Below are 16,382 nucleotides of genomic sequence, written 5' to 3' on the forward strand. Positions count from 1 at the left end.
AGCTCGGCAGATGCAGCGCGTGACGACCGCTTCCTGACTGATGCGGCCCATTCGTCGGCTCGGGAGACAAAGAATGCGATCAGTGCTGGCAGCCCTCGTCATGATGATCGGCACCATGTTTCTCGCGGGCGTAGCGACTGCCCAGCCGGCGCAGGCCCAGTCCGGGGGCAAGCAGTCTTCCGCCGCCTGCGTGAACGACTCGAACGTCGACAGTTGCTGGCAGGCGGGCGTCACGGAGGAACGGCGGGGCGATGCACGCGCCGCCCTCGTCGCTTACGAAGCCTCCTGCGCCGCGGGCATTCAGATGGGGGGCTGCTACGAAGCCGGCAAGATCTATTTTCTGAATACCACGCTGCGCAACTATGGCGCCGCGCAGGAAAAAATGGCCCGCGTCTGCGATTCATCCGACATCGGGATTGGCCCTTATGCCTGCAAATATCTGGGCATCATCTACCGCAGGGGTCTGGCCGGCCAACCACAGTTGGACCGGGCCTTCAACATCCTGTCCCGCGCCTGCTTCCTCCACAATGATAGCCCGTTCATCGACGGAAATGGCTGCGAAATCCTCGCGGATAACATTCCAGACGCTGATGCGATGGACGTCTCCGACGATGTGTGGGCGCCCGACTATATCGCTTATCTGGCCTTCGCGATGGGCTGCACCGACGACATGCCGGCGCTCTGCACCCGCGCGCTGACGATCCATGACCGCGCCGTCGCCACATCGGCCGGCTGGCTCGCGCGCTGCGCCGAGGATGCCGGGGCAGTCCAGTTCTCGGGGCGATGCGGGGATCTCGCGCGCGCCGCTACCGTCGACAATTTCGACCGAAGGCAGACGCTTCGCCGGCGCCTCGTGCGGATGTTCGTTCGCGCGACGGAATATGCGGGATAGAGCTCGCCCCCGCATCGCCGCCAAGCGCGAGGCGCCCTCTGTGCGTCAGATACCGCCGTCGACCGGCTGAAAACCCGCCGCGACCAGCGCCGCGTTGAGATCGTCCACGCAGGCATCGAGCCGCGCCTGATCGGTGGCGCGGACTACGAAATTGGCCCCGACCTTGCCTTCGCGGAAGAAGGGATAGCTGCCGATCTGGCACCCCTCGTGCTGCCGCTCGATCTGGGCGAGCTGATCGGCAATTTCGCTTTCGGCGACATTGCAGCCGATCGTCCGCGAGAGCAGCGGCGCGCCGCCCTCGAGCTTGCCCGTCAGTTCCGCGAGCATGCCTGCCGTGATGTGCGGTACACCGGCCATGATGAAGATGTTGCCGACCTGAATGCCCGGGGCGCCGGAATAATGATTCGGGATCAGCGCGGCGCCCTCCGGCACGCGCGCCATGCGCAGCCGCGCATCGTTGATGCCGCCGCGCGAGGCGTAATAGGCTTCCAGGATTGCACGCGCTTCGGGATGGACGACCACGGGCACGCCCAAGGCAGCCGCAATGGAATCGACCGTGATATCGTCGTGCGTGGGGCCGATGCCGCCCGTGGTAAAAAGATAATCGTTGCGCGCGCGCAGAATATTCACCGCCTCGCCGATCGCCGCCGCATCATCGCCCACCACGCGCACTTCCCGCAGGCGGATGCCCTGCACGTTCAGCCAGGTGCCGATCTGCGCCACATTGCGGTCCTGCGTGCGACCAGAAAGAATCTCGTCGCCGATCACGAGAAGGGCGGCAGTCCAGATGCGTTCGCTCATCGCCCGGCTTTAGACCCGGCGCCGCATCGCGCCAAGCGAGACCGGAAAATTTCTGCCCTGCGCTGTCATCCGCCGCCAGCCGCGCGCTGGACGATGAGCGCCTCAAGGCGCGAGAAACGGTCGGGCGGGAGGAGTTCCGCCGGATTGTAGGTAGCCTCAAAGCACGGGATATCCTCGGGCAGCGCCGTCCATGGCATTTTGCTGGCGGTGAAGATCACTGCGTCCAGCTTCACCCGCGCAGGGTCGTCCAGCGTGCCGACCCGCACCCCCGCGCCGAGCCTGCCCAGCCGGGGATAATAGCTCCAGAGCGCCGTGCCGCATGCAGTGCAACGGCAGATGATGTGGTCGCCGCCACTGCCTGCCTTTACGACATGCTCGCTGAGCGTTCCGCTCAAGAGGTCCACGCATTCCGCTTCCAAGAACATGTTGACGACCGACGTCGACCCCGTCTGCACCTGGCAGCGCCGGCAGTGGCAATTGTTCACGAAGATCGGCGCGCGCGAAACGCGATAGCGCGCCGCGCCGCACGCGCAGCCTCCGCTGAGGTCCCCTCCGGCTATTTCGGCAGCGTCCTGCATTGCGTCCCCCCCTTCCCCTGGCAAGCCTATCGCCTTTCCGCGCGCCTCCCCCTATATGGAGCGGATGACGACCTATCTCACGCCGACCGCCGAAACCCAGAACGTCCGCACCTCTGCCATCAAGCTGCATGGCCCGGAGGGCTTTGCCGGAATGCGCAAGGCGGGCCGGCTGGCCGCCGAGATTCTCGATGCGATCGTACCACTGGTCGTGCCGGGCGCGAAGACCTCCGACATCGATGATTTCATCCGCCAGATGATGCTGGATGCCGGCGCCGTCCCCGCGACACTGGGCTATCATGGCTATGCCTATAGCTGCTGCATCAGCCTCAACAATGTGATCTGCCACGGGATGCCGGGCGACAAGCCGCTCAAGGACGGCGACATCGTCAACATCGACGTGACCCCGTTGGTCGATGGCTGGCATGGCGACACCAGCCGCATGTACCTGGTCGGCGATGTGCCGGTGAAGGCGCGGCGCCTGGTCGACGTGACTTATGACTGCCTGATGCTCGGCATCGAGCAGGCCAAGCCGGGCAATCATCTCGGCGACATCGGCCATGCGATCCAGAGCTATGCCGAGCGGCATCGCTATGGCGTGGTGCGGGATTTCTGCGGCCACGGCCTCGGCCGGGTGTTCCATGACGCGCCCGAGGTCATCCACGTCGGGCGGCCCGGCACCGGCCCCGAATTGCGGCCGGGCATGATCTTCACCATCGAGCCGATGATCAATGCCGGCAAGCCGACCGTGAAGATGCTCGAGGATGGCTGGACGGCGGTCACGCGCGACCGCTCGCTCTCGGCGCAGTTCGAGCATTCGATCGGCATTACCGAGGATGGCTGCGAGATTTTCACGCTCAGCCCCAAGGGTTTGCACCGCCCGCCTTATTGAAGCTGGTCGCTATCCGGTGCTGGTGTTTCAATAGGCGCAGATCGGTGCCTATTATTTGGGCAACTGCTGCCCAAAATGCCCGAAATCCGGGCAATATCGACAAGTCGTCGCAAAGTGTCCAATGCTTCGCTGGTGATTCGCGAACGGGCGCTGTAGCGTCCGATTTCCTGCGCGGTCGCGCATGTCGCCTGGGTCGAAATCGTCCGGGCAGCATGTCGCGGTCCGCAATCAAACCGCGAAACAAAGGGGTGCGTTTGACATGAAGAAGGTGGAAGCAATCATCAAGCCGTTCAAGCTGGATGATGTGAAGGAAGCGCTGCACGAAGTCGGCGTATCCGGAATCACCGTCACGGAGGCGAAGGGCTTCGGGCGACAGAAGGGTCACACCGAGCTTTATCGCGGCGCCGAATATGTCGTGGACTTCCTGCCGAAGGTGAAGCTCGAAGTGGTGGTGGCGGACGAGATCGTCGATCGCGTGGTCGATGCCATCTCCAGCGCCGCACAGACGGGCCGCATCGGTGACGGCAAGATCTTCGTCATCCCCGTCGAAAAGGCCGTGCGCATCCGCACCGGCGAGCTCGACGAAGCTGCCATCTGACCGTTTCCGTTCGCTGACCGAAGACTCGCAACAACTCAGACCAAAGAGAAGGTAACATCCTCATGGCCAATACGCCCAAAGATATCCTCAAGATGATCGAGGAAAAGGAGATCGAATGGGTCGATCTGCGCTTTACCGATCCCAAGGGCAAGTGGCAGCACCTGACCATGTGCGCCGGTGTGCTGGGCGAGGACGAGCTTGAGGAAGGCCTCATGTTCGACGGCAGCTCCATCGAGGGCTGGAAGGCGATCAACGAGTCCGACATGATCCTGAAGCCCGATCTGGACGCGGTCTATGTCGATCCGTTCAGCGCGACGCCGATGATGATCCTGTTCTGCAACATCGTCGAGCCCTCGAGCGGCGAACTCTACGGTCGCGATCCGCGCTCGACCGCCGTGCGCGCCGAGGCCTATGTGAAGGCCGCCGGTTTCGGCGACACCGTGTATGTGGGGCCAGAAGCCGAGTTCTTCATGTTCGACGACGTCCGCTTCAACACGGACTACAACGAGTCCTTCTACAAAATCGACGACATCGAGCTGCCGACCAACACCGGCCGCGAATATGAAGCCGGCAACCTCGGTCACCGTCCGCGCGCCAAGGGCGGCTACTTCCCCGTCGCGCCGGTCGATCCCTGCACGGACATCCGCGCCGAGATGGTCACGACCATGCTCGAAATGGGCCTCCCCTGCGACAAGCACCACCATGAGGTGGCCGCTGCGCAGCACGAGCTGGGCCTCACCTTCGGCACGCTGGTCACCACCGCTGACCGCATGCAGATCTACAAGTATGTCGTGATGATGGTCGCCCAGGCCTATGGCAAGAGCGCCACGTTCATGCCCAAGCCGATCGCGCAGGACAACGGCTCGGGCATGCACACCCACATCTCGATCTGGGACAAGGGCAATCCGCTGTTCGCCGGTAACGGCTATGCCGGCCTGTCCGACATGTGCCTGTACTTCATCGGCGGCGTCATCAAGCACGCCAAGGCCCTCAACGCCTTCACCAACCCGACGACCAACAGCTACAAGCGCTTGGTCCCCGGTTTCGAGGCGCCCGTGCTGCTGGCCTATTCGGCTCGCAACCGCTCGGCCTCCTGCCGTATTCCTTACGGTTCGGGCGCCAAGGCGAAGCGCGTCGAGTTCCGCTTCCCGGACGCGATGGCCAACCCCTATCTGTGCTACGCCGCGCTGCTGATGGCCGGTCTCGACGGCATCGAGAACAAGATCCACCCCGGCGAGGCGATGGACAAGAACCTCTACGATCTGCCGCCCGAGGAGCTGAGCCAAGTTCCGACGGTTTGCGCCTCGCTGCGTGAAGCGCTGAACAGCCTGGAAGCCGACCATGACTTCCTGCTCAAGGGCGACGTGTTCTCCAAGGACCAGATCGACGCCTATATCGAGCTGAAGTGGCCGGAAGTGTACCGCTGGGAAATGGCGCCCAGCCCGGTCGAGTTCGACATGTACTACAGCTCCTGATCCCCAGGATTAAGCGAAACGGAAGGCCCGGGATCGAAAGATCCCGGGCCTTTTGTTGTGGGTGAATGCCGATGACCCACGCCGACTTCACGCATAGGGCGCGCGAATCATCGTCGCTTGTCATCCGCAGGGCCGCTCTCTACCCCTGAGCGAAGCTGGGGGAGGATCGCGCGACAATGAGCGGCAGAAGCGTCTCGATGACGGAAGGGCGGCTGCTCACGGTGCTGCTGCGCGTAGCCTGGCCGATCACCGTCACCAATCTCGCGCAGGCCAGCTTCGATATTGTCAATGCCTTCTGGGTTGGTCGGCTCGGCGAGGCCGCGATTGCATCGGTGACCGCCAGCGGCCCGCTGTTCTTCGTGCTGATCGGCCTGGGCTCAGGCCTATCGACCGCCGGCGCCGTGCTGATCGCGCAGAATATGGGTGCGCGGCGCATAGAGGCGCTCGATCATGTCGCGGCGCAGACCCTGCTGATGGTCGGCATCGTCGCGCTGGCCTTCACCCTCGCGGGCGCCTTGTCGGCGTCGGCCGTGCTCACCCTGATCGGTGTGGAACCGGCGATCCATGCGCGGGCAACCGATTATCTGCACGTCCGCTTCATCGGCATGGTGCCGATGTTTGGCTTCATGGCCATGCAGGCGATGTTGCAGGCCGCCGGCGAGGTGCGCTTTGCCATGCGCGTGCAGATCGGCAGCGTCATCGCCAATGCACTGATCGATCCGCTGCTGATTTTCGGCATCGGGCCGTTTCCTGCGCTGGGTATTGCCGGGGCCGCGCTGGCGACGGTGATCGTGCAGATCGGCGCGCTGCTGGTGTTGCTCCACCACATGCTCTCGGGCCGATCCGTCCTGCATGTGCGAACTCGCCATTTCCGGCCAGACTGGTCGCATATCCGCCTGGCGCTTGGCCTTGGCCTGCCTGCCTCCATCGAGCAGGCGATCCGCACCTTCAGCTCGGTGCTGCTCATGGCGCTGGCCGCCAGCTTCGGCACGCTCGGCCTCGCTGCTTATGGCGTGGGGACGCGGCCGCTATTCTTCTGGTTCACGCCGATGCTCGGCCTCTCCATCGCGACCGCCGCCGTGGTCGGCCAGAATATCGGCGCCGGTCTCACCGACCGCGCGGAGCAGGCTGCGCGCCTCTCGGCCTGGCTCGGCTTTTGCGGGATGACGCTCATCGGCCTCATGAACCTGCCGTTCGTGCCGGCGATCATGGCGACACTGGCGCCGGGCGAACCGGATGTGATCGCCCTCGCCTCGACCTTCGCCTATGTCTACTTCCCCTTCCTCGGCGTGTTGACCGTGCCGCAAGCCTTGCTCGGCGCGTTCCGGGGCGCGGGCAGCCCGAGCCACTCCATGATCATCTCGATCATCATGCAATGGGGGTTCCAGATGCCGGCCGCCTATCTGATCGCCTATGCCACCCCCTGGGGCATTGCGGGCGTGTGGTGGAGCTATCCGATCGCCAATGTCGCGGCTGCCTTGCTCTGCCTCTACTGGTTCCGCCACGGAAGCTGGCGCCGCCGACTGACGCCGCCGACCCCGGCTCAATAATCCTTGGAAATTCGCGCCGCCGCGCTCTGCCGGCCGATGGTCGACACGGTAGAGATCAAGGCCAGCCAGCGGGTGATCTGATATTCGATGCTGGTGGCGCTATAGCCCTGCCCATCCGTAATCAGCTCGACATAGAGATGATCGCCGATGTTCTTGCCGGCGGCGATGGACGTTTGCCGCCCCGTCGTGGTGTCGGCCGCCAGCACACGCAGCCGCGAGAGACCGGTCGCGCGGCGGACGGCGTTGATCGGGTCGAGACCGCCACCCCCGCCCTGGAATGCCGCCACGGCCGAGGCGAGTTGCAACGCCTCAGGCGCCGAGAGATTGGCGATGGAGGTGCCGAACAGCAGGCGGGAGAGCAGTTCATCCTGCGCCATCGCCGGAATGCTGGAGAAGGCGATGATCGGCCGCATGCTGGTGCCAGTGACGTTGATCGTCGCGCTCAGATCCTGCACGTCCGCAACCGCGCGGATATCGAGGCGCGGATTGACCGGCGTGCTGCCGGTAAAGGTCAGGCGGCCCTCCTGCAGGTCGAACCGGCGCCCCGCGAAATCATAGGTGCCGCGCGTCAGCGTCGCCACGCCGGAAAAGGCCGGCGCGGTCGCCAGCCCGCCGATCTTGAGATCGGCCGACCATTCGCTCTGCATCCCTAGCCCCTCAACGATGAGGCCACGCGGCGCCTTGGCGGTAATGTCGAGCCGCCAGGGCGCATCCGCCCGCGCCCGCTCCACCTGATCGCCCGAACGGTTGATCTCCACCAGACGCAGGCGCGGGATTTCCGTCGATGAACTCGCCCGCCCGAGCGTAAACCGGCTGGAGACGGCCTCCAGATTGCCCGAGATCGTGCCCCCGCTGCCGGAGGAGACGATGCGTACGGGGCCGGTCACTGTCGCGCCGACATCGTCGCGGTCCATCAGCACTGCGCGATCTGCCTGCAGCGCGATATCCATGCCGATGCCGCGCTCGGCAGAGAGATCGAACACCGCCGTACCGGTAACCTTGCCGCTGCCGGCCCGGCCCTGAAGGTCTGGAATCGACAGTTGCGATCCGTTGAACCGACCGCTCGCCTGCACATCGCGGATCACCATGCCGGTCACCGGGCTGGTGATGCGGCCATTGCGCGTGGAGAGCGTCCCTTCAATGCGCGGGTCCGACAAGGTGCCGCCGGCACTGGCGGACAGGCGCAGATCGCCGCCCAGCGAAACGATCTCGACATTGGTGAGCCGCCAGAGCGTGTCGGCATCGCCGGCATAGCGGAACTGGGCCTGCAAGGGCGACCGGAACAGACGCTGGCTCAGCGACCCGCTGCCAAGCGGCGTCACCAGCGCCTGCGCGCGGCCGACCACCTTGCCGCCACGCGCCACCACGGCGCGGGCTGCCAGCCGGCGCGTATCCAGCTCGGCATTAAGGCCCATATCGATCGGCGCTGAGCTGAGTGCCAGGCCAGAGCGAGTGAGGCCCTTGACGCGCAGGTTGAGCTTGCCGGTCGGCGGCCCGTCGACCGGCGCGACATAATGCGCCGTGCCGTCCATGGTGCCGCCCAATCCCAGATCGTCATTGGCGAGATCGAGCAGCAGCAGCGGCACGGCCTGCATTGTGGCGTCCAACTCCGTGCGCGTTGCGCCGAGGAAGCCGGAGAGACGCAGGGCGCCGCGTTGCATTCGCACGGTCGCCGGCGCCAGACGCCAGCCATCCAGTTCCCGGCTGAGCACCGCCGTTCGGTCGAGCCGGATCGCCGATTCATCCAACGAGCCATCCAGATCGATGCTGATCCGGTTCGGCGCGATGCCGGCCCGGGCCTGGAGATCGAAGCTGCGCCCCGTCCGCGCATTCATGGAGACGGTGGCCGTTCCTTCGCCATTGACCAGCTTGAGCGCGCCGGCGAACCGCCCGATCCGCACGCCGCCGACGCGTACGCCGCGACCCTGCGCATTGGCGTTGATCGTCACCGCGCCAGGACGGAGCAGCGCTTCGCCCTCCAGCGAGCCACGATTGATGACGATGCCCGGCGAGCCTGTGAAGTTGGCCCCGCTCAGATCGACATCGAAGCCGATGCGCTGCACGCCATCGACCATCCCCAGCGTCACCGCGCCCTCGGCGGGACCGGAAAGCGACAGGGCGCCCTGCAAGCCGCCATCGACGGGCACGAGATCGCCCCGCACCGTGACGCCGCTCACGCCCAGATCCGCCACCGAGATGGTCGCGGCGCCACCGCGCGGCAGCAGGATGGCACCGGTCGCGGCGAAGGTGCCGAACATCGAGCCGCCCTCGACCGTCACGGCATAGCCCTGATCGTCAGGGGTCAGCAGCGCGTGGACATTGGCGAGGCCGACTGCCGGCAAAGGGCGCGCGAGGGTCAGGTCGACCCTGGGACGGTCCGGCTTGCCGGCGAGCGCCAGTTGCAGGGGACCGTAATCGCGATGCTCGCCCTGCCCGCGAAGATCGAGCTGGCCAGCGCCGTCGATCCGTCCTTGCCCGGCGAGGGTGAGCGCGGGCGCAACCAGCCGCAGATCCCGCAGCGCGATGCCGCCGCCCGGCGCCAGCCCGACCTGACTGGTGATGACCGGCAACCCGTCCCCAAGGCCGCGCAGGAAGCCATTGTCGAGCCGCCGCATCGTCGCGCGGGCAGTGCCGGAAAAGCTGCTCTGCCCTTGCGGAGGCCGGGCCAGCCGCAGCACAGCATCGAGATCGAGCCGGCCCAGGCCGGCAATCTCCAGTCCATTCAGACCGCCGCGAAAACTCGCGAGATAGCTGCCAGAGCCGAGATTGCCTTGTCCTTCGATCTGCGCCCGGCAGCCGCTCGCCCGCACGTCCGAGCGATCCATGCGCAGATCATCGCCATTCTTCAGCAGCACGCTCTGAATCACCAGATTGCGCAGCCGCTCATCCACGGCGCGCTGTCCGATCGTCAGGGCCTGCGCCGTCAGCCGGATGGGGAAGCGTCCGCGCGTGCCATTCAAACGGCCCTCGCCCTCCAGCCGGATATTGCGCAGCGCCAGCCCGCCCTGCCGCAGCTCGGCAGAAGTCAGCAGATACCCCACTTCCATCGCATCGAATGCGCCGGACAGCCGGGCGCGCAGATTGACGGACTGGCCCGCGACGCCCTTCGCCAATTGACCGGGCCGTGCGACCACCGCCGAAACGCGCAGCTCATCAAATCGATTGCGGCCGAAATCCACGCCGCCATTGGCGGTCAGCTTGGCGGCCGGCATCGCCAATGAGGCGGTGCCCGAGAGCAGCCGATTGTCGAACCGCACGTCCGTCTCGATCTGCGCCTGCTGGCTGCCCAGCGCGGTCAGCGGTTCGAGCGGGCCGAGCAACGCCAGCGGCCCCTTCGCCTGATAGCGGCCCTCAACTGCGGTCAGTGCGACGTTCGCGGTGAGACGATTGGCGGTCAGCGCCGTCAGCCGGCCCTTCCAGCGGCGCCAGTCGCCATCGCCATGGATGCGAAGCGAAACCGGTTGCTGGGCATCCAGCGTACTCGCGATCACGCCGCCCTGTGGCCCGACGACAATCGCATCGAGATCGAACCGACGATCGTCCGGGCGACTGTCCAGCGCCACACGCAGCACGTCGCCGGTGCGCGGCGCGGTGGCCAGCAGGTCGATGACCGCGCGACCGGATCGCACGTCGGCATTGCCGATTGCGCGGACCACGTGCGCCTCACCCAGCACCGCCGGGCCGATGCCCAGCCTGTCCACCCGCAGGTCCGCCAGCCGAATGTCGAACCCCGGCAGCAGCGGCTGCTTGGGCGAGGTCGAGTGCTTGAGCGCAGGCCGGCGGGAAAGGTCGGCCGAGTGGATATGCAGCCGATCAAGATCGAGCCGGTTGGAGAGCCAGCCGAGCGGATACCAGCTCACATCGGCGCGATCGACGCTGGCGAACTGCCCTTGCGTATCGAAAAAGCGCACATCGCGCAGCACCACGTCGTTGAAGACGCGCCCCTCAATGGCGCCCACGGTGATGCGCAGGCCGGAGGTCGCCTCCCACTGCGCGATCTTGCGGATGATGAAGCGATGGCCGCCTTCGCTATCCAGCCAGCGCACCCCACCCCAGAGCGCCACCACCAGCGCCACGATGAGCAGGATGACCGAGAGGCTGAACCCCGAGCGCAGCAGCGAGCGCTTGCGGCGGGGCGGCGGCGGCGCCTGCTCCGACGCACCCTCCGGCAGGGGCTCGTCTTGCGCGGCCATCAGAAGGCCTGTCCCAGCGACACATAGACGCCGATGCGCGAGTCACCCGGTTGCGGATTGAGCGGAGTGCCGACATCGATCCGGATCGGCCCGAAGTTGCTGTAATAGCGAAAGCCAAGGCCCGCGCCGACGCGCATCTCGCGGATCGTGGGCAGGGGATCGGGCGAGATCGTCCCGGCATCGATGAACGGCACGATGCCGAACTGGTTGAGACTGCCGAAGCGATAGCGCGCTTCCAGCGAGATTTCGCCAAGGCTGCGCCCGCCCACCGGATCGTTATTGAGGTCGCGCGGGCCGATGGCCTGATAGGCATAGCCACGCACGGAGGCGCCGCCGCCGGCATAAAAGCGCCGCGTCGGCGCAATGCGGTCGGCCGACGCGCCGACGATGGTGCCGAGACGCGCGCGCCCGGCGATGGTCAGTCGCTCGCCGACCGGAATATAGGTGCTGCCATCAATCTGCGCGCGGACATAGCCGAACGCGCCATCCTGCAGGGACAGTTCGGGAGACAGGCGCCCGCCGAGGCGGAAGCCCTTGCGCGGATCGAGCAGATCGTCGCTGCCATCATGAGTCAGGCTGGTGGGCAGGGCGAGAATGAGATAGCGGCGCCGCACCGGATCGGGCGACCCCTCATATAGGCGCCGCTCGTCGCTGACGCGCAGCTCAAGGCCGGCGGACCAGGTCCATTCCTTCTGGAAAATCAGGTTGGTGTGCTTTTCCAGGCTCGCGGCGATGCCTGCGGTCAGAGCGTCATAAGCGGGCTGATCGACATTGGCGATGCTGAGTTCGCCATTGAGAGCCTGATCGCGCTGCCACAGATTGTTGCGCCGGAAGATCGCGGACGCGCTCTGTTCCTGCGTACCGATCACGCCGCGCAGCGTCACCGCCCCTTCCGGCGGCACCAGATTGCGGTGCTGCCAGCGCACTTCCACGCGCGCGCCTTCGCCGGTGCCATAACCGATTTCCCCCGCGATCGTCCGTGGCGGCGCGCGGGTCATGTTCACGACGATGTCCACCGCCTCGCGGTCAGGCCGCGCTTCGGGTGTGATGGTAAGCTGGGAGACCAACCCGGTCGCGACAATGGCCCGGTTGAGATCGGTCAGCTCGCTTTGCTTGAACGGGTCGCCGGGCGAGAAGCGGCTGATGACGGCCACGTGCCGCGCATCGAACGGCGCGCCGTCGTTTACACGGATCGAGCCGAAGCGAAGAAAGTCACCGGTATCGGCATTGAGACTGAGCAGGGCCTGACGCTGCTGGTGGTCGACAGTGAGCACCGGCTCGCGCACCTGCGCAAATGGATAGCCGCCCTCTTCGAGGCTGACGCGCAGCGCGCTCGTCGCGGCCAATATGGTGTCGGTGTCGGCCGGGTCTCCCACCTTCACGGGGAAAAGCGAGCGCAACGGCTTGCCGTCCGCCATCGTCCCGTCCAGCCCGAACACCTCCACCGCGCTCAGGGCGAAGCGCTGGCCGGGGACGGCCCGTAGCGCGACGCGGACATAGGGGTCACTTGCTCCACTGACGCCAAAGCGCGCACGGCTCCGGCCCTCATAATAGCCCCGGGTGCGCAGCAGATCTTCGAGCAGTTCCTCATCGGTCTGCGCCCGACGCCGGATCTGCGCGATGCTGGCACGGTCGCCTTCCCCCGTCCGCAGCGCCGATAGTGCATCGAACCGGCTGTAGAACATGGGATCGGCAGCATCATCCAGCCCTTCAAGATTGAGCTGATAACGCAGCGGCTGGGTGGGGTCGAGCGCAGCAAGGGCTGCCGCTTCGCCCGCCGTGCCGCCTAGGGGGTCCGGCTCAGTGCCGGCGGGAGCTTCCGTTGCAGGCGTTGCTGTCCCCTGCCCGCCAGCTAGCGCGGGCTCGGCCTCTCCTCCGGCGTCACTGCCCTCCACTGCCAGAGTTTCCCCCGACTGATCGAGGTCCGGCCAGTCGAGGCCGATGTCGGGCATGTCATCGAGATCAAGCGCGTCCTGCGCGGCGTCGGGCGATGGGGTGGCTTGACCGGGCGACGTTTGCGCCAGCGCGCGGTCGCACGTCAGCGCGCCCTGCGCGGCCAGCAGGATCGCCATGAAAGTCCCACTTGCACGGGAACACCTGCCCAAACGCGATCGCCGCAGCATCAGGCCTGTCTATGAGCTTGTCGCAGGACTGCAAGCAGCATTCGCGCGTGACGCACCGTTTTGCGGCGGGCTGTCCGGCCGGACGGCTCAGAAGGCCCGTTCAAGCCGCGTCAGCAGAACATGCGCCGGATTGATCGGCATCGCCGACAAGCGGGACCTGCGGGCCAGGAACTGGCGCTCGAGGCGGGCCACTCGCGCATACAGCTCCTCGGAGCTGGCGATGAGCGCGCGCATCTCTTCGTTGAACTGGCACGAGACATCGAGCGGCGTGAGGGCGGCTGGGCCAAGCCGATAGCGCTCCTCCTCCCGCACGGATTCGCGCATCTCGCCATTGAAGATCGCGCGCTGCGTGAGCAGCCACGCGATCACGTGCATCAACCGCGTCGTCACCTTGATCGATTCGCAGGAGAAATCGACCCAGCCGATGCGGCCCAGCGACTGACGATGCTCCTCGGCGCGATCATCAAAATAAGAGCGCGCCTCATCAGCCAGCACCATGGCATCGACATACAGGGCGTCGACAAGCTGACGGTCAAGCACGTGCGGGGGCATCGAGTCGTTCATGAGCCTGTGCTGCCACAAGCCGGGCGGAACGTCAGGTCGATTAACCTTCAATATACCATCTGGATGGGTGTGCCCATTGATCCGGCGGCCGCTTATACCGGTGGGCGGTCAGGCGATAATGTCGGGAATCAGGCTGTTTTCCAGCATGGTGATCTCGTCGCGCAGGCGCAGCTTGCGCTTCTTGAGGCGGGCGAGCTGGAGCTGGTCGGGCAAGGAAAGCTGGCCCAAAGCCGCAATCGCGCAGTCGAGATCGCGATGCTCGACACGCAAGGCTTCCAGCCGCTGCTCGATTTCCTCGATCGATAACACCGATTCGCCCCCAGTTCTGAACGGCACGCCTACATGGCAGGGCACCCTTGGCGCGGCAATGCGCAACTGCACAACAAAAGAAGGTGGTTAGCGACTTTTCTTTCGTGTGCCCGCAAGCTTCTGTCTGCTCACAGAAAGAATGTTTAACGAAAGAACGTGACACCGCATGACGGGTCTCGATTTATCGCACCTTCGCGCAATTGCCAGAGACAGCGGACGCGATTGGTGATCTACTGAACCTCCATTGAAGCAATGGCCAAGGAGGACATGATGGACACAAGCCACGTTTCCGCACTGCACGCCAAGCATGCCGGGCTGGAGGCCCGAATCAAGGACGAGATTACCCGTCCTGCGCCGGACAGTTACCGGCTCGCCACCCTCAAGAAAGAGAAGTTGCGCATCAAGCAGGCACTCGCTTCCGCAGCGACCTGAGCGCCAGGGCTATGACAGCCAGGTAGGGGCGCTGGTCGCCCCTGCTCTGGCCAGCCCGGCTATCGTCAGACGACCGACGATCCCCAACGACCAAGCTGAAAACGCCTGCCGGAGCCACATCGCGCGGGACGCTCCGTTGGCGCCCCATCGCGATGGGGCCCGATCAGTAAACGCGCTTCTTCGGCGCGATATAGTCGATGTCGTCGGTCAGCGTGTAGTCATGCACCGGGCGGCTATCGAGCTTCACGCTGCCGCCCTTGCCGCCCCAGCCCTCGAACCAGCCGAGCGTGTGCTTCATCCAGTTGGCATCGTCGCGATCAGCATAATCCTCGCGCGCATGGGCGCCGCGGCTTTCCTTGCGCGCAATCGCGCCGTGGATGGTGACGCTGGCCTGCGAGATCAGGTTGTCCAACTCCAGCGTCTCGACGAGATCGCTGTTCCAGATCAGCGAGCGATCGGTGACCCCGATGTCCGTCATGCCCGCATAGATCTTGCCCAGCTTTTCGACACCTTCCGCCATCAGCTCCTCGGTGCGGAACACGGCGGCGTGGGCCTGCATCGTGCGCTGCATGTCGAGGCGGATCTGCGCCGTGGGCGTGCCGCCCTTGGCATTGCGGAAGTGATCGAGGCGACCCAGCGCCAGCTCGTCGCCGCTCTTGGGCAGCGGCTTGTGCGGCGTATCGGGCTTGACGATCTCGGCGATGCGCTTGCCAGTCGCGCGGCCGAACACCACGAGATCGATCAGGCTGTTCGAGCCCAGGCGATTGGCGCCGTGCACCGAGACGCAGGCAGCCTCGCCGACCGCGAACAGGCCCGGCACGACATGATCGGGATTGTCGCCCTTCCGGGTGACCACCTCGCCATGATAATTGGTCGGGATGCCGCCCATATTATAGTGGACGGTCGGCACCACCGGCAGCGGCTGACGGGTCAGGTCGACGCCCGCGAAGATCTTGCCGCTCTCGGTAATGCCGGGCAGGCGCTCGGCCAGCACCTTGGGATCGATATGATCGAGGTGCAAGTGGATATGATCCTTGTTCGCGCCGACGCCGCGGCCCTCGCGGATTTCCATCGCCATGGACCGCGAGACGACGTCGCGCGAGGCGAGATCCTTGGCGGAGGGGGCATAGCGCTCCATGAAGCGCTCGCCTTCCGAGTTGGTGAGATAACCGCCTTCGCCGCGCGCGCCCTCGGTGATGAGCACGCCCGCGCCATAGATGCCGGTCGGGTGGAACTGAACGAATTCCAGATCCTGCAGCGGCAGGCCGGCGCGCAGCACCATGGCGCCGCCGTCACCCGTGCAGGTGTGGGCGCTGGTGGCCGAGAAATAGGCCCGACCGTAGCCGCCGGTGGCGAGCACGACGCAATGGGCGCGGAAGCGATGGATCGTGCCATCGTCCATGCAGAGTGCGATGACGCCACGGCAGACGGGGCCGTCCGGCGTATCTTCCATGATGAGGTCGAGCGCGAAATATTCGATGAAGAAGTCCGCGTCATACTTCAGGCTCTGCTGGTACAGCGCGTGCAGCATGGCATGGCCGGTACGATCCGCCGCCGCGCAGGTGCGCTGGGCCGGCGGGCCTTCGCCCATATTCTGCATCATGCCGCCGAACGGGCGCTGGTAGATCTTGCCTTCCTGCGTGCGGCTGAACGGCACGCCGGCATGTTCCAGCTCGTAGACCGCCGCCGGCGCCTCACGCACCATATATTCGATCGCGTCCTGGTCGCCGAGCCAGTCCGAGCCCTTGACCGTGTCGTACATGTGCCAGGTCCAGTGATCCGGCCCCATATTGCCGAGGCTCGCCGCGATGCCGCCCTGGGCCGCGACCGTGTGGCTGCGGGTCGGGAACACCTTGGTGATGCAGGCCGTCTTGAGGCCGCTCTCGGCAATGCCCATGGTGGCGCGCAGGCCCGAGCCGCCGGCGCCGACGACGACGGCGTCATAGGTGTGATCGATGATCTTGTAGGCTTGCGTCAT

Annotated in this window: 13 protein-coding genes; 6 read left to right on the plus strand and 7 right to left on the minus strand. The window is 65.6% G+C overall.

Features of this window, described 5'->3' with window-relative positions:
• Positions 1-73 precede the first annotated feature (73 nt).
• Positions 74-892: a hypothetical protein gene (locus M2333_RS08785; protein WP_264611492.1), complete on the plus strand. Its 819-nt coding sequence runs from the start codon at positions 74-76 to the stop codon at positions 890-892.
• A 45-nt stretch (positions 893-937) separates the two neighbouring features.
• Here the strand turns inward: M2333_RS08785 and M2333_RS08790 are convergent, their stop codons facing one another.
• Together M2333_RS08790 and M2333_RS08795 are read right to left on the minus strand one after the other, a co-directional pair.
• Positions 938-1,693, minus strand: a complete 756-nt coding sequence (locus tag M2333_RS08790) for a competence/damage-inducible protein A (RefSeq protein WP_264611493.1) — start codon at positions 1,691-1,693, stop codon at positions 938-940.
• Positions 1,694-1,758: 65 nt separating this feature from the next.
• Positions 1,759-2,271: a GFA family protein gene (locus M2333_RS08795; protein WP_264611494.1), complete on the minus strand. Its 513-nt coding sequence runs from the start codon at positions 2,269-2,271 to the stop codon at positions 1,759-1,761.
• Between the two features lie 64 nt (positions 2,272-2,335).
• On the opposite strand from M2333_RS08795, the gene map reads away from it, so the two are divergent.
• The 4 genes from map (at position 2,336) to M2333_RS08815 (ending at position 6,783) form a co-directional block, all read left to right on the plus strand.
• Positions 2,336-3,160, plus strand: coding sequence for a type I methionyl aminopeptidase (gene map / locus M2333_RS08800; RefSeq protein ID WP_264611495.1), 825 nt, complete (start codon positions 2,336-2,338; stop codon positions 3,158-3,160).
• A 259-nt stretch (positions 3,161-3,419) separates the two neighbouring features.
• Positions 3,420-3,758: a P-II family nitrogen regulator gene (locus M2333_RS08805; RefSeq protein ID WP_181559032.1), complete on the plus strand. Its 339-nt coding sequence runs from the start codon at positions 3,420-3,422 to the stop codon at positions 3,756-3,758.
• Positions 3,759-3,820: 62 nt separating this feature from the next.
• A complete protein-coding gene (gene glnA, locus M2333_RS08810; RefSeq protein ID WP_181559031.1) occupies positions 3,821-5,233 on the plus strand; it encodes a type I glutamate--ammonia ligase in 1,413 nt (470 codons plus the stop codon).
• A gap of 176 nt (positions 5,234-5,409) precedes the next feature.
• On the plus strand, positions 5,410-6,783 hold the full coding sequence (locus M2333_RS08815; protein WP_264611496.1) for an MATE family efflux transporter: 1,374 nt from the start codon (positions 5,410-5,412) through the stop codon (positions 6,781-6,783).
• Here the strand turns inward: M2333_RS08815 and M2333_RS08820 are convergent.
• The 4 genes from M2333_RS08820 to M2333_RS08835 all read right to left on the minus strand — a co-directional run bounded on the left by M2333_RS08820 (position 6,777) and on the right by M2333_RS08835 (position 13,972).
• Positions 6,777-10,976: a translocation/assembly module TamB domain-containing protein gene (locus M2333_RS08820; protein ID WP_264611497.1), complete on the minus strand. Its 4,200-nt coding sequence runs from the start codon at positions 10,974-10,976 to the stop codon at positions 6,777-6,779. The two genes, M2333_RS08815 and M2333_RS08820, sit on opposite strands and share 7 nt — an antisense overlap.
• A complete protein-coding gene (locus M2333_RS08825; RefSeq protein WP_264611498.1) occupies positions 10,976-13,048 on the minus strand; it encodes an autotransporter assembly complex protein TamA in 2,073 nt (690 codons plus the stop codon). Before M2333_RS08825 ends, M2333_RS08820 begins: the two co-directional genes overlap by 1 nt.
• 138 nt (positions 13,049-13,186) lie before the next feature.
• On the minus strand, positions 13,187-13,651 hold the full coding sequence (locus tag M2333_RS08830) for a DUF1465 family protein (RefSeq protein WP_264611499.1): 465 nt from the start codon (positions 13,649-13,651) through the stop codon (positions 13,187-13,189).
• A gap of 120 nt (positions 13,652-13,771) precedes the next feature.
• A complete protein-coding gene (locus M2333_RS08835) occupies positions 13,772-13,972 on the minus strand; it encodes a YdcH family protein (RefSeq protein ID WP_181559026.1) in 201 nt (66 codons plus the stop codon).
• A 270-nt stretch (positions 13,973-14,242) separates the two neighbouring features.
• On the opposite strand from M2333_RS08835, the gene M2333_RS08840 reads away from it, so the two are divergent.
• The gene (locus M2333_RS08840) at positions 14,243-14,404 is read left to right on the plus strand and encodes a YdcH family protein (RefSeq protein WP_181561349.1); all 162 of its coding nucleotides are present in this window, start codon (positions 14,243-14,245) and stop codon (positions 14,402-14,404) included.
• 163 nt (positions 14,405-14,567) lie between these two features.
• Here the strand turns inward: M2333_RS08840 and sdhA are convergent, their stop codons facing one another.
• On the minus strand, positions 14,568-16,382 hold the full coding sequence (sdhA, locus tag M2333_RS08845; RefSeq protein ID WP_264611500.1) for a succinate dehydrogenase flavoprotein subunit: 1,815 nt from the start codon (positions 16,380-16,382) through the stop codon (positions 14,568-14,570).

It is taken from the genome of Sphingobium sp. B11D3B (genome assembly GCF_025961735.1).
Lineage (GTDB): Bacteria > Pseudomonadota > Alphaproteobacteria > Sphingomonadales > Sphingomonadaceae > Sphingobium.